Source organism: Neorhizobium galegae, assembly GCF_017877055.1.
In the GTDB taxonomy this organism is placed as follows: Bacteria; Pseudomonadota; Alphaproteobacteria; order Rhizobiales; family Rhizobiaceae; genus Neorhizobium; species Neorhizobium galegae_D.
In genome coordinates, this window is the sequence record NZ_JAGIPG010000002.1 from 1,479,846 (window position 1) to 1,499,529 (window position 19,684).

Sequence of the window (19,684 nt, forward strand, 5' to 3'; positions counted from 1 at the left end):
AATCGGATCGTCGATCAGGCGATGCGGCGCTTCGAGCGCTTGTCGGCTGCTTCGGAGGCGGGGCCGGCGTGAATGGTGATCTCGCGCTCGTTGAAGCCGCCGGTGATCTTCAGGTCTTCCTTAGTGCAGTTGGGATTTTCCAGCATGAAACTGGTCATCTCGGCGCGCACGTTGCGGGCGACGGCGGGGCTGTGGGCGGTCTGCTGCTGCATGGTTTTCTCCATCCGGTTAGGCCGCTGGACCTGCGCACCGCGTGGTGCGCAGGTCCTCTGCGGCGGGGATATCCGACCGGGGGGCGGGGGTCGGATGGAGAAACGATAATGCGGTATATATCCCGCGTCAAGTCGTGTGCGGGATAAATACCGCGATTTTCATGTTTCGTTCCAAATGCACATAGCGCGGGATATGTTCAGTACCTCGCTATTGATTCGGAGTTTGACATGCTGAGCCGTCTTTGCTTCGCGGCCGCGCTAGCGACTGCGGGGGGTATTCGTGCCGGTCGAAAGTCGGGAAAATGCACCGCAGAATGGGCTCTTGGATTGCAAGCTGCTTGGAGGGTTAAGGAGCCGCTGCTGGCCCATACCTGCTGGTTTTCTGGAAAGGCAGAGTTGAAGACAGGTATGGATAGAAATTGCGCCTAGTCATGCGCAACGGAAGCTCGATCGGGGCGATCAGCCTGTCAGAAGGAGCTGGCGCGGACCTGGGAAGGGCGTCGTAGGCCGTGGTGTTGAGATCTATTTCGCGAGGATCTTAAACTGAGCGGCGAGGCGCTCCATCTGTGTGCAATGTGCCACCTGGAGTCCGGCCGGCATTTTGTTGAATTGCATGGGAGCGATCTTCACGGAGGTTGCGACTGTTGACATAAAGTCGATGTCGTTGGCCGGCACCCTTGCTTTGACGAATGCCTTAATTGCTTCAGAATCGAACCTGAGGCCGCAGGTTTTCTCAGCTCCCAGAACATCCCCGAATGTCATTGCAAGTTGTGTAAGATTTTCCGAGGCGGTGTTTGGGATTGCGGAAAGTCCGACGAACACGGCTGTTGCCGCCAGCATCTTGCAATAGTTCAGCATCGTGCCCTCCCAGACGGGACCAATCATTGGACTTAAACTCAGCCTTTGCTGCTTGGCTGCCTTGCAAGGCAATCGCGCAGGGCGGTGCCTGCCTTGGTTGTCCCGTTCGCGGCCATCAGATGCGGTCGATCGCTGATCCCATCCTTAATAGCGACTTGTTTTTTTGCCTTGGCAAATGCATCGACGAAGATTTTCGTGTCGTCGACGGATAGAGATACTTGCGAGATCGCCAGATTGTCGCCTACCGAGCCCGTCTCGCCCTCCGTTGAAATCAATCGTTTGCCGTCGATCGCGATTTCAATGCTCGGCACGAAGCCGGATATGTCTCCATTGAAAGCGAAGCCCGGAATGGCACGCACTACCACGCCGTCCTTTGATGAATCACAGAGGATAAGAACGCCCGAGCGGATCGAGGTCGAGATCGAGACGGCGACCTGCCGTCCCCCCGAGAATGGATCGTCTTCGATCTCCACGGACCAGCTTCCGAACCCCGCCCAGGCAGGGACAACCGACGCCGCCAAAGCGACAGAAACCATCAACTGACTTTTCATAGCACACCCCCAGATACAACCCACAATTACCCTGACCACGCACGGCGTCAATAAGGACCCTTTGCGATTTCTCGGATCGCCGCAGCGATCGTACCGATCGGATCATAATCTCAGTCGGTAAATTTTCACCAATCGGAGCGTGCAGTCGAAATCACATCTTAAGAATGCTCAAAACCACCCGACCGAAAATTGCCGGGATATTGTCGTTGTCCGGGAAGATTGGCTCGTGACTGGCATTTGTTGATACTGGCTCAAACCGGGTTGGGCTTTGCCTATAACGCTTGTAAGTTGCGCCACCTTCGCCATCCAGAACGATGTAGCATGCATTCTGCACCAGGCGAGTATCCTTGCGGTTGACGACGATTGTCGAACCGTCCGGAGAAATGCGATCCATAGAATCCCCCTGCACATCGAGCGCATAGAATTCGCCATCTCCTAAGCCTGCCACTTCAATGCGTGGCGCGTCCGAGATGTCTACGACGGCTTCTGCGGTTCCGAACGCTCCGGCATTTACCCAAGAGATCTTTGGGACGCTTTGGCGAGCATCGTTTTCGATGCCAAACGCGAGATATTCCGGCGTGGTTTCCAAGACGGGCGCGATCTGGATGAGACTGTCGATCCGAGGAAGTGCGTCCTTGACGCGCCACCCACGTAGGAGATCGGGTTGCTCGGCAGCGAGGACGCCCGCCCTACGCTCGCTCATTCCCAATTTTTTTAAGCGTTCTTCGACGCGCCCAAGGATTTGAGATTTCAGCATATTCTTCATGTGCGGTATTATTACCGCAAACTCACGTACTTGCGAGCGGGACATGTGCCGTTGACAAGTGCGGTATATGTCCCGCATGGTGTCTGCCATGGCTGTGATTTCCTCATTCCTAATTCTTGCTGAAACCTATTGCCGCGCGGCAGGTATTGCGGAGGCGACGCTCTCATCGCGCGTTTTCAATGACGGTAAGCGGATCGGCCAACTCCGTAGCGGAGCTGATGTCGGTTCCCGACGCCTTGAGACCGCAACGCTGTGGCTTTCCGAAAACTGGCCGAAAGGCTGCGTCTGGCCTGAAGATGTGCCGCGTCCGAAACCGGCCGCAGAGATACCTGAGGCTGCTGAATGACGCGCCTCGATACCGTTCCCCCGCGCTCTGCTCGCAAGAGCGGCGCCACCTGCCGCCGGGATGCCCGACCTTCGCATCTCGGCGGCCTTTCTCTTCACGAATCGGCGAGCGGAGCTCCTCCCTGCTCGCCGCCGGCGCGTAACCTCTCCTCCCAGGTGAAACGCACCCTCCGGCCGGGACAGACTTTGTCTTGCGGACCGTTCCGGCCGGATACCCTTTTGATTGAGCGTGCATGCGGTCCCCCATGAGTTCGTGACCCGCTGGAAATCACATTTTCGATCAATTCCCACCACGGGAAACGCCGGGAACATTTCCCAGCGCGGGAAAACGTTTGCCCGGAGACGCAGCAATGCAAGATTCTCTTACGAATGCCTGGTTCTACCAGCTCAAAGCCGCGAACCGTCTGCTGATCAAAAAGAACGGCGGGATCGAAGCCGCGGCGGAACTCACGTCATTGTCGAAAAGCCAGATCGGCCGCTGCAACAATGATGGCGACACCGAGCTCTTGCCGATCCCGGCCATTCTGAGGCTCGAGGCCGAATGCGGTGATCCGTGCGTTACGCGGGTAATGGCCGGTCTGCATGGCCGCAAGATCACCGATCCCGAGTCCAGCGGTCCGGACGGCAGCTGCCTGATGCGCGAAAATGCGGAGCTTCAGCGGCTGAACGCCGAGTATGGCCGCAACGCTGCGATCGCGCTTTCCGATCTCAATGTCACACGGGCTGAATCGGCCCAGGCGGTGAAAGACCTGCAGGCGCTCCGCGACCAGGTCGACGAGCTGATCCGCATCCACGCTGCCGCGATGGCTGCGGGGGGAGTTTCTGTGGTGCCCTTCAAGCTCGGAGGCGAGCGCTGAGAGATGGCCCGATCGATCCAGAAGCTGGTCGGCCTGACCATCAACGTCCCGGAAAGAGCCAAGCAGACGCTCGACCGCCAGGCTGCCGCGCGTGGAGCCGCCTCGTCGGTCTGGGCCGGGCAGGTGTTCGATATCGGCTTCGCGGCCGTCTGCGCCCGCGAAAAATCCATGCCGATCACGGATGTAGATCTCGATGCCATCGCCGGCGCGACGCTGCTTCTGTGGAGCCGCGGCGACTGGGATTCTGCGTCGATCGCCAAGGGCCTCGGGGTGCCGGAAGCGACGGTTGAGAAGATCCTCGCTGGCTGGCGCGAATACCGGAGGGCGGGGTGATGCAAGATGTTCGCGTCACCATTTCCGCAGGCGTCGAAACTGTCGAGACGACGGTGGCGGAGCTGGAGCGGGTGCCGGCTGTGATCCGCGACCAGTCCGACCTTGCGGCGACGGTCGACCGAGCCCGGTGTCTTCTGAATGACGGCGATTATCAAACCGCGCTGATGCTGTCTTCAGGGACTTATGACCAGGCCAAGGCAGCGGCCAGCTATGCAAGTCGTATCCGAGCCGGCGAGGCGTTGATAGGCAAAGCGCGGCGACTGCAGGCAGACGCGCTGCTGATCGAAAGCCACGCGAAGATCGCGCTCGCTGACCAGGTGGACGAGGCGCAGGCGGCCGGCATGGTTGCCGCGCCGGGCCGCCCAAAAAAGGTTTCCGACGAGAACCTTTTATACCTCGACGATATCGGCCTCAGTAAGAAGCAGTTGCACGACGCGCGCCAGCTCCGCGACGCTGAGGCAAGTGAACCTGGTATCGTCGAGCGGGCGATTGAGGCGCGCATCGAAGCGGGGCTGGAGCCCAGCCGTCGCGGCCTAGGCCACGCCATCGGCACCCGTAGCGCCAGCAATGCCGAGAAGGGCGACCAACTCTATGAGACGCCGGCCGAGGCGACGCGCACGGTGCTGGCGCTGGAAAGCTTTTCGGCCACGGTGAAAGAGCCATTTGTCGGGCGCGGTGCGATCCTGCGCGTGCTGGAGGCGGCCGGTTATGACGCCGTTATTTCCGATCTCGTCGACCGAAATATCGCGACCCAGTATGGCGAGCTCCAGCAGGTGGGCGATTTCTTGCTGTCCGAACCCGGTGAGACCGAGGGCATGGATATCGTCACCAACCCGCCCTACGGCGATCTCGCCAATGATTGCCTCGCGCACGCGCTTCGCGTCCACAAACCGGGCAAGATGGCGGCGCTGCTGAACCTGAATTTCATGTGCGGCTTCGATGATCCTGACCGCCGCTACGTGATGGATGAGCATCCGCCAAGCCGGGTCTATGTATTTACCCGGCGCCTGCCGATGATGCATCGGGACGGCTGGGAGGGGAACATTGCCTCCAGCCAGATGAATACCGGCTTCTTCATCTGGGAACGGAACGAAGACGGCAGCTACGGGAGTGGCGACGGCACGTGGACGACGATCCGCGTCGACTGGGAGAAGTACCAGGCGGCGGATTCGCTTCCTCCGGGCGAGGGCGGTCACCGGTCGCCCATGGTGTTCATTGATGCCGACCAGGATTTCACCCGCACGACGCCGCGCAAGACTGTCGACGAACGGGTCGAGGAAGAGTTTTCCCGTGCGCTGCTCTGGATGAAGGCCTTAGAGCCTTTCGATGTGACCTCCTTCCGAAAGGGCGTCGGGCTGCGCAACAGCGTCGCCGAGGCATTGATCGGCGCGTTCGCGGCCGAGGGCCTCATCGAGGCGAGCGCGGATGGGCTCTACCTGCCAACCGGAAAGGGTTTGAACATGATCGCCACGGTCGGCGCCGTCGAAATGACGAAGCAGATCCGCGCCGGCAAGCCGCTCGAAGAGGTGCTGGCATGAGGTGGGAGATCGAAACAACCCGGCAAAGATACATGAGCGGCGGGATCGCAGTGGGAGCGGTGTTTCCACCCGTGCGGCCCGGACTTCGCTGGCGCTGGCGGTGCTGGGTAACCGGCCGCAGCCGTCCGTCCGAAGGTTCGCTCCACACGGAAGCACTCGCTCGTCGCGCCGTCGAGGCGGCCTTCGCCAATTTTCTGAAGAATGCTGGCCTTGTCCCGACCGGAAGCGAGGCGGAATGATCACGCGGCTGGACCAACTCACTGGACCTGTCGAGGTCGGCAAGCATTACCTCGTGCCGACCGTCACGGCCTGGTGGCGGGGTTCGCTGGCGACGGTTCCGGTTATCGGGCCGAAGCACCACGACCGGCATTGCCTCAACTTCGATCACGAGCACTACCACCTGGACCCGCGCTTCGTCCGGGCTCCCCCGTTCAAGCATCCGTCGAGCTTCGAATTGTTTTGGCGGGATATTCAGGCCCGACCACTGATGACCGGCAATGGGGTGAATCCGGACGGATTGCCGGAGCCGGTCTGGATGAGACGCAAATGTCACAGGCTCGGCAATCCGCATGTTGGCAAGATGCTGGAGCTCACTTCGAAAAACGGCAACTGGCAATGCCATTTCCGCGAATGGGCTGGCAAGCAGGCGAAGCACGATGGGCGGGGATGGGTTTGTCCGCATCGCAACATTCCGCTCGCCGATCATCCGCCGGTCGACGGTGTAATCACGTGCCCTGCTCACCTTCTGCGGATCGATGCGGCGACCGGACTGGTGTTGACGGTTGAAGGGGTGCGGCCATGACGCCCGACTTTTCCCCGGCGATGCTGAAATTCTTCATCCGCGCACGCGTAGCGCATGCCGCGAACATTGCGTTCCCTGCGCCGCGAGGAAGCCAGGAGCGGGCGGCGAAGGTCGCCATCCGCAAGGCGGCTGCCGTTACCGAGTTCGAATTCAACATGGCATGGATGGGGCGGTTGGACCGGCCGCTGCCTCGCCTGAAGCTGTGGATGTCGTTCGGGATCGATCCCGCCGTCTTCGGCCTGCGCCTCAACAATGGCGGACAGGAGCCGATACAATGATCCCCGATATCGATCGCGCCCGGCTTTCCGTCGACACTCTGCAGTGGCTCAAGGACAACAATCTTTCGACCCGCAGCGCTTCCGCAAGCTTTCCGGGGCTGAACCCGGCCATGGTCTCCCGCGCCTGCACCGAGCAGGTACTTTCGGCCGCGAGCCTTCTGACGCTCTGCCGCGTGATGCAGCGGGACCCGCTTCGGTATCTGATTTTCACGGAACGTCGGAAGCAAAATCAAGCTGTTACAGCAATCGGCAAACGTGAAACACCGGAGGCTCGCACGTGAGAGACCTTCTGCCGATCGTCGAAATCCTCACCGAGGCGACCAGCAACCAAGCAAGGGCCGAATGGCTCTCTGCCGTGCCGATGGGCGTCATCCAGCGCGATCACCTCGTGATCGGCGAGATCCTGGAGCTTGCCGGTTTCGTGGCGGGCCGCGCCTACCTCGGCGCGCTGTCAGCTCAAAACAACGCAAGGCGGCTGCCGGACGGGCGGTATCCGCAAACGGTTCTCATGGCGACCGAACACGCGCGGCTCCTGATGTGGGAAGCCGTGAAACAGGGGGGGCAAATCGAATGAACATGTACGCGGGAACGCTTTTCGGCGACACAAGTACGGCCGCTTTGATCCGGGACTACGGCACCATCCCGCCGATGATCGTCGACAGTTTTGCGGGTGGCGGTGGCGCGTCGACAGGTATCGAGATGGCGTTGGGCCGCTCGCCCGACATCGCCATCAACCACAATCCGGCGGCACTTGCTCTTCACGCCGCGAACCATCCCCAGACGCTGCACCTTTCGGAGAATGTCTGGAAAGTTGATCCCCTCGATTATTTAGCGGGCCGGCATATCGGCCTCATGCACTTCTCGCCGGACTGCAAGCACTTCTCGAAGGCAAAGGGCGGAAAACCAGTCGAGCGCAATATCCGCGATCTCGCGTGGATCATTCCTGGCTGGGTCGAGCGTATCCAGAAAAGCGGCGGCAAGATCGACGTGATTACCATGGAGAACGTCGAGGAGTTCAAAGACTTTGGGCCGCTGATCGAAACAGAACGCGGCTTGATGCCCGACCCAGAACGCAAGGGCGAGACCTTCCAGAAGTGGTGCAAGGCTCTGCGCAAGCTGGGTGGCAAAATCTCCTATCGCGAGCTCCGAGCCTGCGACTACGGCGCACCGACGATTCGCAAGCGCCTGTTCATGATTATTCGTTTCGATGGACAGAAGATCATCTGGCCGGAGCCGACGCACGGTGCGCCGGACGATCCGGAGGTTCTTGCCGGTCGCAAACTGCCCTGGCGGACTGCAGCGGAGATCATCGACTGGTCAATCGCTTGCCCGTCGATCTTCGACAGCAGCGCAGAGGTGATGGCGAAGCATGGATTGCGAGCTATTCGCCCGCTGGCCGATAACACCATGGCCCGCGTCGCCCGTGGCATGAAGCGATACGTGCTTGATGCGGAGAAACCGTTTCTGGTGAGTATCAACCATGGTGATAGCGGTGGGAGGCGCGAATATCCGCTCGACGAGCCTTATGGCGTCGTCACTGCAGGTGGAATCGGGCATGCTATCGTTTCTCCGCATCTCGTAAGCTACTACGGACATGGTGAAAGGCGTACCGAGCGGACCCATGATCTCAATGATCCGGTCGCGACCATCCCCTGCGAGAACCGCCACGCGCTGGTCGCCCCGTCCGTCATCCGGTTCAATACCGGCGCGACGGGACAGGATCTCAGGGAGCCGATATCGACGATCACGGCGAACAGCTTCATCAAGAAGCCCGGGGGTGCTGCGCCTCTAGGCGTGATCGCGCCGCACCTGATGACGATGCGGAACTCGGCGAAGCCCTACAATGGCGCGGACGAGCCTACGCACACGATCACCGCCGGCGGCGCCGGGCTCTCTGTCGTGGCTCCCGTGCTAACCCACGCACAACAAGGCGGTTCGGTGCGCAGCGTCGAGAAGCCTCACCACACGATCACGGCAAGCAAGAAAGACCAGAACTCGGTCATCATCCCGACGCTCGTTGGATGCGGTGGCCGTGCCGGACAGAGCCGTCCGCGTGGCGGTGACGAGCCGATGGCGACGATCACGTCCAAGGCAGACGTATGCTCGGCGGTTGCCTTCATTGCTCAGCACAACATTGATGGCCACAGCGGCCTCGGAAACCCGGGGCGCGCGGCCGATGAACCCTTGTCGACCGTGACGGCCAAGGGCGCGCAACAGGGCGTGATCAGCGCCTTCATATCCCGCCAGTTCGGAACCTCGACTGGACATGCGATCGACGAGCCTTCGGCGACCATCACCGCCGATGGCGGCGGAAAGTCGGTCCTCGTCGCTCCCTACCTGCAGGCCTACTACGGCACAGGTGATGGCGGTGAGGAAAACCAGCCGACGCGGACGATCACGACGAAGGACCGGCACGGCCACGTCGAGGCTCGTCTTGATGTCCCGCCATTTACTGCGGACCAGATAGCGCGCGCGCGCCAGGTCGCGGACTTCCTGCGGGCACATGGCTTCTGGGATGACCGCGAAATCGTGACGCTCGATATCGGCGGCGAGACCTTTGTGATCGTCGACATAGGCATGCGAATGCTGACGCCGCGGGAGCTTTATAACGCCCAAGGTTTCCCGCCAGATTACATTATTGATGGCGGATGGGCCGAACCGGCGGGCGGCGGTGAGCCCGTGTGGGTGCCGTTCCCGAAATCCGTGCAGGTGTCCTGCGTTGGCAACTCCGTCTCTCCCTATCCCTATGCCGCCATCGTTGCGGCGAACTGCGGGCACCTTGCGGCGCTCAGGGAGGCGGCATGAGTGAACCCCGCCTTTCCATTATTCCCGGGTGGATCATCACCGACCCGCGTCTCAAGGGTAAGGACCTGCAGGTGCTGTGCATGCTTGGCCGGAACGCCAACACGCGCCACGGATGGTGCCGCCGTAGCCAGGTGAAACTTGCTGCGGCGCTGGGCTGCGCACGTTCCACGGTGCAGGCGGCAATCGATAGGTTGGTCGAGATCGGGGCGGTCGAACGTCGCGAGGTGGTCAGTTCCAGCGGCCGGGACAGTGCTCATTGGTACCGGGTTATCTACGATTCCGAGGTGCCGAGCGATGCGTTTAATGCATGGGACGAAGAGGATGGAGAGGAATTTGATCCTATCGATCCGCACGAAATTCCCGCACCCCCTGCCGGTATATCGGCACCCCCTGCCGGTCCTGGGTCGGCACCCCCTGCCGGTTCTGGACCGGCACCTATTAACGCCTCTCCTCTAACGCCTCCTGTTGAACGGGAAGAGAGAGCGCGCGCGGCTGAAGCGATTGAGGAAGGAAAGGAAAGCCCTGGCGCAATCGAGAGGGCATTCAAGAAATTCTTCGTTGGCTGGAAAACGGCGGTGAACGACAGCGAACCGGATGCCCGCCGCGAATGGTGGCAGCTCTCGCCGGATGAGCGGCGAGAGGCCTTGGACGGTTCGGAGGCTTACCAGGTCGCGGCTCTGTCGACAGGCCGGAAGTATCTGTGCTCGGCGGCGAAGTACCTCAAGGAAAAGCGCTGGACGAAGCTTGAGGCGCAAGCTGCGCCAACAGCGAGCCCAGAGCCCTACACCGCATATTCAAGGGCGGGCCGCGGGCTGTTGCTGACCGAGCTCCTGCGCCCCATGAGGCCTATCCAGCTCAATGCGATCGAAGAACGGATAATCGCGGCAGATCCCGACAAGACCGAGATGATCTGGCGGGACAAGCGTGAGAAGCAGGGCTGGCCCGAAGCTGTACGGCTGATCGAAGCCACGATGCAGCGCAAGCGATTCCACGTTCCACCGCATATCGTCTCGCTGGCCAAGGATTTCGACAAGGTAAAGGTCGATGGGCCGATTTGGCATGCATGGCGAGAGCTGCACAGGCGCCGCTGCTGGCCATGGTTGCCCGCACCGGATGGCTTGGAATGGATGCAGTTCCCACGACTTCTGCGCGATTTCGAGACCTTGGAGGATGTCGAGGAGGCGGTGGAAGAGGCGTTGAGAGCGTTTGAGACGAGGCTTAGAGAGGGCAAAGGCGATGACGATGCAGCATAGGAAGGGCAGCTTTTCGGGGATCGACATCGCTAGTTACGTCAGCATTCCGAGAAAGGAAGGCGGCGAAGTGATGATCCGCGGCGTTTCGATGCTCAAGTGTGATCATGTCGCCGACGAGATGAAGATCAGGATCGATCATCTGTCGATGGCCTCGCGGCCGGTGATCGAGCGAATCAGAGCGGACTATCCGCACATGAAACCCCACTGGTATTGTCTGCAGGTGAAGCCGAACTGCGAATTCGCTGTGGAAAAACTGCTCGACAAAGCGGAGGTGACGAGCCTCGTGGTGCGGAGCAATCCCTATAAAATCGTCCGGAGAGGCCGTGTTAGGACAATTGCGGCGAGGCCGGTTATAGCTGGCTACGTGCTGGTCTATTGCCTCGCTATCCCCGCCGCAGTGATGGGACTTATGTCGGTGAAGGACGTCCTTGATGTGGTCGGAGGAGGCGTTTCGCCATGGAGGGCTGACGTCGATTCAATAGCTAGATTCAAGAAGATGGCTGATGAGGGAAAGTACGATCATCGTGTCCCGGCCAAGTACGATTTCATGGTCGGAGAAGAGGTGCGCGTCGCCGACGGCCCGTTCGCCTCTTTCGCAGCAATCGTCACAGCGGTGGATCTAGAAAAGTTTCGGGTGAAGGTGGAGGTCTCGATCTTCGGAAGATCGACGCCAATCGATCTCGATATTGCGCAGATCGAAAAAGTATGATCATGAATCCGCCACGGACAATCCTAGATCCCATGTGTGGGCTTTGAGTCGATGGCTCGATCATCGGCAAACGAGGTGAAATCTCGGAGCTGCTTACCGGTAGGACCCCGCCCTGACTGCCTCGACATGAGGCGCTGATTCAGGGCCAGTGCGAAAGCTATGACCAGATGAATTGCGAGGCGGCCTGACGGTCGCCTTTTGTGTTCTACGGATAGAAGCTTCTCACAACATTCGTTTTCGATGGAGGTTGCCATGATCCCCGTCGCTGTAATGGCGACCAAGCCGTGAGCGCCGAACTTCGTTTCGATGCTTCCGAGATCGAGGCACTTTCCCGGGCAATCATGAAACTGCCCGGTGAAATCAAAGCCAAGGCCATGGCTCGGGCGATGCGGCGCATGCGGGATATGGCGCGAACGCGCGTCGTCAAACGCAGTGCCGAGCGGACCGATCTCCCACAGCGAATGGTCAGAGAGCTTACGACGGCGGTATTCAATGCCGGCGGCAATACTGTCGAGATAGTCGAGAAGTCCGGATGGATCGGACTCTACCAGATCGGCGCGACGCAGACGGGGAAGGGGGTTCGGGTTCGAGGCCGGGGCTCCTACCGTTCCGCATTCATAGCGCAGATGGATAGTGGCCATCGCGCCGTACTGAAAAGGGTAGGCCGGAAACGCCTGCCCATCCGAGAACTGTTCGGCCCCAACCCTGCGCACGATATCACCAACAATCCGGAAGTGTTTCTCAAAGTGCTTGCGGAGTTGGTTGAGGAAGCGCTGCTTCCCCGGTTCCTTCACGAGCTTGGGCAGATCCTTCCTCGATGAGGTGAGGTTCGTTGGAGGTAGGGAGGGGGTTCGAAGGGGCCTGCACCCCCGGACCCCACCCCCCCTATCAAGGGACCGTACAAGGCAATCCTTGGCCTGCGGGCCGGGGCGACCCCGGAAACCGGTCCGATTTTTGTGTAAAAATATTGGGTTGACGGGGTTGACGAGGTTGACGCCCCGAAGTTGACGGTTGACGTGAGGCGCTTAGGGACATGACTGACGAGAGGCTGGTCATGTATTCGGTCGCGCAGATTGCTGAACGCGACGGAGTTTCGAAACAGGCCGTTTCGAAGGCCGTTAAGAAGCTGATTGAAGAGCGGCCTGACACGCCAGTCGTGCGAGGCAATCAGGGTCAGGTTCTGCAGGTCTCACTCGCGCACTACGATGAATATCGCCAGCGTTTTGTGAACCCGGCGAAGGCTACCGCTCCGATCAGGTCGATCTCGACGGGCACCGGGGCCGGGTCGGTGGACCCCAGCGATAGTTTCGACGAGGCGCGCCGGCAGAACGAGTGGCTGAAGCTGGGCCGGGAGCGCATCAAGCATCAAGAAGACCTGAAGCAGCTGGTGCGTAAGGACAAGCTTGAGGAGGCGAACCGGATCATCGCTCGCGAGATCCAGAACATCGTCAAGCGCTTGCCCAACAATGCCGACCAGATCGCACTTGCCGTGTCGAAGGAGGGCGTCCACGGCGTCCGCGTCCTACTCCGGACCATCGCTTTCGATCTCGGCAATGCAATCGCCGATAGGCTTGTTGCCTTGTCCGGCGAAGCGCCAGAGACGGACGAATTGATTGAGGATCTAGACGCTTGAACGCCCATCCAGGCGCGCTGCGCATTCAGTCGATTAGCCTGGCGGAAGGCATTCGTCCGACGCCGCCAATGCCGTTTCAGCTTTGGCTGCCGCAAAACATTGTGCTGGTCGATGGCTCGCGGAAAGGAGAGTTTTGGTCGGGCGAAGACGCGCCATACCTTCTGGAAATTGCTGAATGCCTGAGCCAGGAGCATCCTTGCAATCGCGTCTCGGTCCGCAAGGCGCAGCAGACTGGCGTGTCAATCCTCGCCCTGGCCTGGATGCTCTACATCGCCGAGATGTGCCCGGATAACGCGCTGTATGGCGCGCCTGGTATCGACCTGCTGCAGGATTTGAACAGCGGCAAGTTTCAGCCATTGATCGACAAGTGGCAGGAAGAGACAGGCAAGCGGATTGTCGATGCGTCCGGATCGACGACGTACACCAAGAAAATCGGCCAGGATACGTTCATCTATCTTGGCAATGCCAACACGAAGAAGGACCTTTCCGGCAAGACCGTCCGTTACGGCGTGAAGGACGAAGTCTCCAAATGGGAGCTTTTTCCGGATGGCTCCGATCCTGAGACGCTGTTCTTCGGCCGCTTCACCGCATTCCGCCGGCAGAAAACCTACAAGATCCTTGAGCTGTCGACACCGGAACTCGACAGCGGCGATGCAATGGGTGAGGGACCTGGCCACTGCCGCATCGATCGTTCTTTCCGCGTGTCGGATCAGCGATTCTGGTACATCCGGTGCGCTGAATGTGGACGGGAAATGGTGCAGCGAGACCAGTATCTCGTGATCGACAGGGCGCATCCGCACCGCACGATGATGCAATGCATGCATTGCACCCACATGATTTCGGAATCGGAAAGAGTTCATGCGGTGCGCGCGGGGCGGTATATCCCGACCCTAACTGGGCCGGATCGGCATCCGGGTTTTCATGTCGATGCCTTCATGTCGCTTATGATGTCCTACGAGGCGATAGCGGAAGACAAGATCGCCTCTGAGGGCAAGGGCGAAAGCGGCGCAAAGGACTATCATAACCTGGTGCTGGCGCTGCCATACCAGATGCGCGGCAACGCTCCCGACCATGTTAGGCTGATGGAGCGGCGCGAGGATTACGAGCCTGAGGTCATCCCTCCCGGCGGATTGCTATTCACGGCTGGCGCCGACATCCAGTCACACGGCATCTATTTTGAGGCCGTCGCCTTCGCGGAAGATCGACAGACCTGGTCGGTGATAGCTGTTTACCTGCCGGGCACGACCGATAATCCGCAGGAGGGCGCATGGCTGCTGCTCGATGAGCTTTACAAGCGGGAGTTTGGCGATGCTCACGGTGTGTTGCGACGCCTCGATGCCCTCGCGGTCGACGCCGGCTATCGCACCAACCAAGTGTTGGAGTGGTGCCGTCGGCGCCCTGGTACCTTTGCAGTAAAGGGTGAGCCCGGTCGTGGTAGGCCGGCGATAAGCCAACCGCAACGGAAGTCCATCACGAAAAAGGGCAAGCGCAAGCGTTTTGGGTCCACCATGTCATGGCCGGTCGGTACCTGGGCGCTGAAGGCGGAATTCTACGGCAACCTGCACAAGCAGGGACTGGCTGCAGGCGAGCCGACGGACCCACCTGGATATTGCCATTTCCATAAGGAATTGGGCGAGGAGTATTTCAAGCAGATCACTGCGGAAGCCTTCGTGCAGAAGATCCAGCGCGGCAAGCTCTTCGAAGAGTGGATGCCGCTCCGGGTTGATAACCACTGGCTCGATTGCCGGATCTACGCGATGGCGATCGCCGAGCATCTCGGTCTGTCTCGCATGTCGCCCGCTGAATGGGCTGCACTGCGGGCCGATCGCGAGCCTGAAATCGCGATCGACCTGTTGTCGCCAACGCCTGTCAAAATCATGGCCGCTACCGCGGCGGCTGCCGCTGCTCCGGTTGCGGCACCTGAAAAGAAAACGGAAGCTGAAAATCGATGGAAGAAGCGGCGGTAAAGCCACGCGTCAGGGTGAAGGCGGGCCGGAGTGCCGGCTATCTCCGTGATACGCCGTCCGGCGTCATCGCGTCGCGGCCGGCCTCCCTGCGCGAACACAGGGACGAGGTTCGCCGCGTTTGGTGGCGTGCGGCAGGGCTCGCGACCGATCTTATGCAGAACAGTGGCCGCCTGCGCGGAGTCGCCGACCAGATCATTGCCGACACTGTCGGCGTCGAGCTGACACTCAATCCGCAGCCGGACCTTTCGCGCTTCGGCTACGACCAGAAAGAAGCGACTGACCTGATCAATCTGATAAAGGGTCGTTTCAAGATTTGGGCGTGGAACGCCGCCGAATGCGATTTTCGCGGCAAGTTCACGCTGCCGCAGATGACCGATATCGGCATCCGCAACTGGCTTTCCTTTGGTGAGAGCCTCGGCATCGTCAGTTTCATGCCGCGCAGCGTCCGCCGCCGCTACGGCATCAAATCGGGCACGAAATTCCTTCTGGTATCGCCCTCGAAGCTGGTGCAGGACACCAACGAATTGGAGGGTCTCTTCCAAGGGATCGTTCATGATCCGAACGGCCGCCCGACGCATTACCGCTTTCAGGAGCGCGAAACCGGGATCGTCGTCAAACGCGACTATGCAGCGCGCGACGCGGATGGCCGGCAGCTCGTCATGCATGCCTTCGATCCGTTCTCGGCCGAAGACGTTCGCGGCGTCACGCCGTTGGCATCGACGTTCCGCAAGTACCTGATGGCCGAGAACCTCGACGACGCGACGGCGCAGATGGCGTTCCTGCAGACGATCTATGCGATCATCCTGTCGAGCGATCGGCCGAGCGCCGATGCCTTCGAGGCGCTCGAAAGCCTGAAGGATACCGGCGCGGACGGTGCGCAGGATATCGCCAACGACTTTGTCAACTATTTCAAGGCGCAGCTCGACAAAGCAGCGGAATCGGAGATCAGGATCGGGGCCGGCGCCGGTGTGTCTCATCTCGCACCTGGTGAGAAGCTTGGTATCGAAACCGCCAAAATTCCCGGCCGTGACTACCTTCCGTTCGCAGCCGCGCTGCATCGCGAGACGGCTCGCGCGCTCGGCGTGACGTTCGGCGGCTATACGCTGGACTACACGGCCGCGACCTACGCCTCGACGATGATGGAGAATGCGTCGATCTGGCCGATCGCGACGCGCCGCACCGATCGGATCGCGGCGCCGCATGTACTCGTGCCCTATTCCAGCTGGCTCGACGAGATGATCAGCGAGGGCGAAATCCAGTTCAAGGGCGGCGTCGAGGTCTATCAGGCCAATCGCGACGCTATCCTCTGGGCGCTCTGCCTCGGCCCGTCGAAGCCGACGGCGGACGACGAGAAGGCTGCGAAGGCATCGAGCGAGCGCCTGCTCAACGGCACGAGCTCGATCGACGTCGAGGCCTCGGCCAACGGACAGGATGCCGAAGAGGTCTTCGAGAGCAACGCCCGCTGGCACAAGCGCTACATCGATGCCGGGATGCCGTCGCCGTTCGCCCGCAAGACCGGGAGCGAACCCGCCAAGATGGATGGTCAGACGAGCAAGGAAAACGCCTGATGCCGACCATGGTGAAGATCGACGGCGCATTGGTCGATATCGATGATCCTTGTGCCCTTGCGACGGCGCTGCGCGGTGTCCGCTACAAGCGGATATCGGGCGGCCAGATCGAGGAAAGCGAGATTCGTTCTCCGGTCATGCATCAGCGCATCAAGGTCGCATCGTCGACGTTGGCGCAGCTCGATGCGGAAATTCTGCGGCTCGATGATCTCTGCCGCCAGAAGAATGGCCAGTGCCGCGTCGGACGCCGTTGGTCTCTCCGCTACTGAGGAAACGCAGATGAGCTTTGCTTACGGACACATCGCACAGCGGCTGTTCGACACGCCGCTGATGTATGACGAACGGAAGGCCGAGGCCTTTTTGCACGGGCTCGGCGGGCGCATCGCCGGAAACGAGATCGTCATCGCCAACCCCGTCGGTGCTGTCGAGCATGTCGCGTTTCAGTCCGGCCGGCCGTCGGCAGGGAAGCTTGGCGACCGGACGGGGCGGCTTTATCAGGCGGCCAACGTTCTGCCGTTCTATGTCGTGGACAACGTCGCGATCATTCCGATCGAGGGAAGCCTCGTTCACAAGGGCGGTTGGCTTGGCTCCCAGTCCGGGCAGACATCCTATCAGGGGCTGCAGACGCAGATCGCCGCTGTGCGCCAAGCGGGAAGGGCCGGCCGCATCAAGGGCGCGGCCTTCGAGGTCGACAGCTTCGGTGGCGAGGTCAATGGCGGTTTCGAGACCGCGGCCGGCATCGCCGAATTGTCGAAGGAGATGCCAACGATCTCGATTCTGACCGACTTTGCCTATTCCGCCGGCTATCTGCTCGCATCACAGGCCCGCCAGGTCATCATGCCGGAATTCGGCGGCGCGGGATCGATTGGCGTGATCATCCTGCACGCCGATTATTCGCAGGCGCTCGACGATGCCGGCATCAAGGTGACAATCGTCCGCGCCGGCAAGAAGAAGGCCGAAGGCAATCCCTACGAGCCGCTTCCGGAAGACCTGCTCACCCGCTGGGAGCAGCAGGCCGAGACGATGCGCGGCAAGTTTGCTGAGGTGGTCGCCAAGGGTCGCCGCGGCCGCGTCACCAAGGCCAAGGCACTCGCAACGGAGGCAGACGCCTTCGAAGCAAAGGATGCCGTCGCACTCGGCCTGGTCGATGCCATCGGCGATCCGACCGTAGCTTTCGAGGCCTTCGTCAAGGCCGTCAACCGGAGCTGAAATCATGAACAGTCTGATCGCATCCGTCCTGGCTGCCGTGCGGCCGTCGGCGGAATTTCATTCCCTTGATGAAGGGATTACGCCGGACGCGGAAGCGCCCTCGTTAGAAACGCCTCCGTCGGGGGCACCAACCGGAGAGTCAAGTATGACGACCCCATCCAATGCCCCGGCCGGCTCTGCGAGCGCCGAGCTGGCTACGGCAATTGCCACGGCGACCACCGGCGGCAAGGCTGACGGCTTCAAGGCCGCAACGGAACGCCTCGGCGCCATCATGGGCGCCGAAGGCATCAAGGGCGACGGCAAGCGCATGGCCGCAGCCCTCGACCTCGCACAGCAGTCGCCGGACATGTCGGCGGAGGCCGTCACGGCCTTCGTGACTGCCAACGTCGCCGCATCCGCACCCGAGCCGGCCAAGACCGGCAAGGAGGCGGGGGCTTATGAGCAGCAGCGTCTTGCGGCTGCCGGTCTTGCGCAGCCCCAGGCTGCCAGCACCGGCGCTCCAAAGGCAACCATCGACCGCAACGCGATCTTCGCATCGCGCCGCGCAGCCGCAAAGGGAGTTTGATCCATGGCCGCAGCCACTGAAGGACCTCGTGATCTCGGTTTCATCCTGACCGAGCTTCCCGGCACGCTCTCGCGTGACGTCGTCACCATCGCCTCCGGTTCCGGCAAACTGGATCCAGGCACGTTGCTCGCCAAGCTCGCGGCGACCAGCAAATACGTTCCGTCCCCCGCCACCGGCGCGGACGGCTCCCAAACCGCAATCGCCGTCCTCGCGTATGGCGTCGACGCGACCAGCGCCGACGTCGATGCAGTCGTCGTCGCCAACGATGCCGAGGTGAAGGATCCAATGCTGGTCTTCCATTCCTCCGTCGACGACGACACCAAGCGCAACGCAAAGCTTACCCAGCTTCGCGCCGTCAACATCAAGGCACGTTAAGGAGCGCCTCCATGCCAGCACCCAACGCCCATTCCGGCGACCCGTTCAGTCTTGAAAGCCTGACGTCCGCCGTCAACTCAGAACCCTATCGCCCGGGCCAGATCGGCGCCTCCGGCCTCTTTGAGGAAGACAGCGTCACCACGACGATCGTTTCCGTCGAGCTTCGTGATGGCAAGCTCGCACTGGTCGAGCCGAGCGCCCGCGGCGGTCCCGGGGAAACTACAGACGATGAAAACCGCCGGAAGATTCCTTTCGAAGTCAGTCACTACCAGCGTGACGATAGCATTGCCGCCGATGAGGTGCAGAACGTCCGCGAATTCGGGACGGAAAGCACGCTGGAAACCATCGAAGGCCGCGTCAACCGCAAGGCGCAGCGCCATGCCCGCGACCTGACGATGACGCTCGAGCATCAGCGCGTCGGCGGCATCAAGGGGAACGTCACGTCGAAGTCCGGTAAGGTGCTGATCGACCTCTATGCAGCCTTCGGTATTGCCGTGCCTGCCGCCGTTTCGCTTGAGCTTGATAGCGATGCGACCAACGTTCCCGGGCTCTTCCAGGATGTCGTCTACAGCGTCGAAGATGCGCTCGACGAACAGTACACCGGTATCCGCGTTTTCACCGGCCGCGACTTCCACAAGGCCTTGTGGATGCATCCGAAGGTCCGCGAAACCTTCGTCATCAACACGGGGGCGGTTCTTTTGAAGCAGGACGTGCCTGACGTGTTTAACTTCGGCGGCGCGACCTGGGAGCGGTACAAGACCGGCGCGAAGGCAACGGCCGATCTCGGGGCGCCCTACATCGCCGCCAACGAAGGCCGCCTTGTCGTCGAAGGCGTTCCGGAACTCTTCATCACCCGCTTCGCGCCGGCGGATTACAACGAGACGGTCAATACGCCCGGCCTGCCGTTCTATTCCCGCGCGATCGAGAAGCGCAACGGCAAGGGTTACGACCTCGAAGTGCAGATGAACGCAATTTCGCTCTGCACCCGCCCGCAGGTGCTTCGCAAGCTGACGCTCACCTGATTGTTCCGATCAGGAACCAAGGCGGGAGCCGGGCTTGG

The 19,684-nt window shown here is 60.9% G+C and carries 25 protein-coding genes; 21 read left to right on the forward strand and 4 right to left on the reverse strand.

The annotated features are described in order from the left end of the window. Window positions 1-14 precede the first annotated feature (14 nt). From J2857_RS17755 to J2857_RS17770, 4 genes are all read right to left on the reverse strand, one after another. On the reverse strand, window positions 15-212 hold the full coding sequence (locus J2857_RS17755) for a hypothetical protein (protein WP_210011397.1): 198 nt from the start codon (window positions 210-212) through the stop codon (window positions 15-17). A 522-nt stretch (window positions 213-734) separates the two neighbouring features. Further along, window positions 735-1,070 carry a hypothetical protein gene (locus J2857_RS17760; RefSeq protein WP_210011398.1) on the reverse strand — a complete coding sequence of 112 codons (336 nt, stop codon included), beginning with the start codon at window positions 1,068-1,070 and terminating at the stop codon, window positions 735-737. Between the two features lie 38 nt (window positions 1,071-1,108). After that, window positions 1,109-1,621 (reverse strand): hypothetical protein, encoded by a 513-nt coding sequence (locus J2857_RS17765; RefSeq protein WP_210011399.1) that lies wholly within the window; start codon window positions 1,619-1,621, stop codon window positions 1,109-1,111. Window positions 1,622-1,772: 151 nt separating this feature from the next. Beyond that, entirely contained in the window at window positions 1,773-2,477 is a 705-nt protein-coding gene (locus J2857_RS17770; protein ID WP_245363400.1) for a LexA family protein, read from the reverse strand. Between J2857_RS17770 and J2857_RS17775 the strand changes: the two genes are divergently transcribed. From J2857_RS17775 to J2857_RS17875, 21 genes are all read left to right on the forward strand, one after another. Beyond that, a complete protein-coding gene (locus J2857_RS17775; protein ID WP_210011400.1) occupies window positions 2,476-2,733 on the forward strand; it encodes a hypothetical protein in 258 nt (85 codons plus the stop codon). The two genes, J2857_RS17770 and J2857_RS17775, sit on opposite strands and share 2 nt — an antisense overlap. Before the next feature lie 349 nt (window positions 2,734-3,082). Then, window positions 3,083-3,589 carry a hypothetical protein gene (locus tag J2857_RS17780; protein ID WP_210011401.1) on the forward strand — a complete coding sequence of 169 codons (507 nt, stop codon included), beginning with the start codon at window positions 3,083-3,085 and terminating at the stop codon, window positions 3,587-3,589. A gap of 3 nt (window positions 3,590-3,592) precedes the next feature. After that, window positions 3,593-3,922, forward strand: coding sequence for a hypothetical protein (locus J2857_RS17785; RefSeq protein WP_210011402.1), 330 nt, complete (start codon window positions 3,593-3,595; stop codon window positions 3,920-3,922). Window positions 3,923-3,975: 53 nt separating this feature from the next. Continuing rightward, window positions 3,976-5,460: a hypothetical protein gene (locus J2857_RS17790; RefSeq protein ID WP_210011403.1), complete on the forward strand. Its 1,485-nt coding sequence runs from the start codon at window positions 3,976-3,978 to the stop codon at window positions 5,458-5,460. Between the two features lie 32 nt (window positions 5,461-5,492). After that, on the forward strand, window positions 5,493-5,699 hold the full coding sequence (locus J2857_RS17795; RefSeq protein WP_210011404.1) for a hypothetical protein: 207 nt from the start codon (window positions 5,493-5,495) through the stop codon (window positions 5,697-5,699). After that, window positions 5,696-6,262 carry a Rieske (2Fe-2S) protein gene (locus tag J2857_RS17800; protein WP_210011405.1) on the forward strand — a complete coding sequence of 189 codons (567 nt, stop codon included), beginning with the start codon at window positions 5,696-5,698 and terminating at the stop codon, window positions 6,260-6,262. The genes J2857_RS17795 and J2857_RS17800 overlap by 4 nt, the downstream gene beginning before the upstream one ends. Continuing rightward, window positions 6,259-6,540, forward strand: a complete 282-nt coding sequence (locus J2857_RS17805; RefSeq protein ID WP_210011406.1) for a hypothetical protein — start codon at window positions 6,259-6,261, stop codon at window positions 6,538-6,540. The genes J2857_RS17800 and J2857_RS17805 overlap by 4 nt, the downstream gene beginning before the upstream one ends. After that, on the forward strand, window positions 6,537-6,821 hold the full coding sequence (locus tag J2857_RS17810) for a hypothetical protein (protein WP_210011407.1): 285 nt from the start codon (window positions 6,537-6,539) through the stop codon (window positions 6,819-6,821). Before J2857_RS17805 ends, J2857_RS17810 begins: the two co-directional genes overlap by 4 nt. Then, window positions 6,818-7,114: a hypothetical protein gene (locus J2857_RS17815; RefSeq protein WP_210011408.1), complete on the forward strand. Its 297-nt coding sequence runs from the start codon at window positions 6,818-6,820 to the stop codon at window positions 7,112-7,114. Before J2857_RS17810 ends, J2857_RS17815 begins: the two co-directional genes overlap by 4 nt. 2 nt (window positions 7,115-7,116) lie before the next feature. Then, window positions 7,117-9,345: a DNA cytosine methyltransferase gene (locus J2857_RS17820; protein WP_210011722.1), complete on the forward strand. Its 2,229-nt coding sequence runs from the start codon at window positions 7,117-7,119 to the stop codon at window positions 9,343-9,345. Next, window positions 9,342-10,598, forward strand: a complete 1,257-nt coding sequence (locus J2857_RS17825; RefSeq protein WP_210011409.1) for a helix-turn-helix domain-containing protein — start codon at window positions 9,342-9,344, stop codon at window positions 10,596-10,598. The genes J2857_RS17820 and J2857_RS17825 overlap by 4 nt, the downstream gene beginning before the upstream one ends. Continuing rightward, window positions 10,582-11,307, forward strand: coding sequence for a transcription termination/antitermination protein NusG (nusG, locus tag J2857_RS17830; RefSeq protein WP_210011410.1), 726 nt, complete (start codon window positions 10,582-10,584; stop codon window positions 11,305-11,307). The genes J2857_RS17825 and nusG overlap by 17 nt, the downstream gene beginning before the upstream one ends. A 284-nt stretch (window positions 11,308-11,591) precedes the next feature. Then, on the forward strand, window positions 11,592-12,128 hold the full coding sequence (locus J2857_RS17835; RefSeq protein WP_210011411.1) for a hypothetical protein: 537 nt from the start codon (window positions 11,592-11,594) through the stop codon (window positions 12,126-12,128). A 233-nt stretch (window positions 12,129-12,361) separates the two neighbouring features. Continuing rightward, a complete protein-coding gene (locus J2857_RS17840; protein WP_245363402.1) occupies window positions 12,362-12,940 on the forward strand; it encodes a MarR family transcriptional regulator in 579 nt (192 codons plus the stop codon). After that, entirely contained in the window at window positions 12,937-14,907 is a 1,971-nt protein-coding gene (locus tag J2857_RS17845) for a terminase gpA endonuclease subunit (RefSeq protein ID WP_210011413.1), read from the forward strand. Before J2857_RS17840 ends, J2857_RS17845 begins: the two co-directional genes overlap by 4 nt. Further along, window positions 14,889-16,475: a phage portal protein gene (locus J2857_RS17850; protein WP_210011414.1), complete on the forward strand. Its 1,587-nt coding sequence runs from the start codon at window positions 14,889-14,891 to the stop codon at window positions 16,473-16,475. The genes J2857_RS17845 and J2857_RS17850 overlap by 19 nt, the downstream gene beginning before the upstream one ends. Beyond that, window positions 16,475-16,744: a hypothetical protein gene (locus tag J2857_RS17855; protein WP_210011415.1), complete on the forward strand. Its 270-nt coding sequence runs from the start codon at window positions 16,475-16,477 to the stop codon at window positions 16,742-16,744. Before J2857_RS17850 ends, J2857_RS17855 begins: the two co-directional genes overlap by 1 nt. A gap of 10 nt (window positions 16,745-16,754) precedes the next feature. Then, window positions 16,755-17,684, forward strand: coding sequence for a S49 family peptidase (locus tag J2857_RS17860; RefSeq protein ID WP_210011416.1), 930 nt, complete (start codon window positions 16,755-16,757; stop codon window positions 17,682-17,684). A gap of 145 nt (window positions 17,685-17,829) precedes the next feature. Next, a complete protein-coding gene (locus tag J2857_RS17865) occupies window positions 17,830-18,249 on the forward strand; it encodes a hypothetical protein (protein WP_210011417.1) in 420 nt (139 codons plus the stop codon). A gap of 3 nt (window positions 18,250-18,252) precedes the next feature. Beyond that, complete coding sequence (locus tag J2857_RS17870; RefSeq protein ID WP_210011418.1) at window positions 18,253-18,624, forward strand: head decoration protein; 372 nt, start codon at window positions 18,253-18,255, stop codon at window positions 18,622-18,624. Between the two features lie 11 nt (window positions 18,625-18,635). Next, on the forward strand, window positions 18,636-19,646 hold the full coding sequence (locus J2857_RS17875; protein WP_210011419.1) for a major capsid protein: 1,011 nt from the start codon (window positions 18,636-18,638) through the stop codon (window positions 19,644-19,646). The last annotated feature ends 38 nt before the right edge of the window (window positions 19,647-19,684 follow it).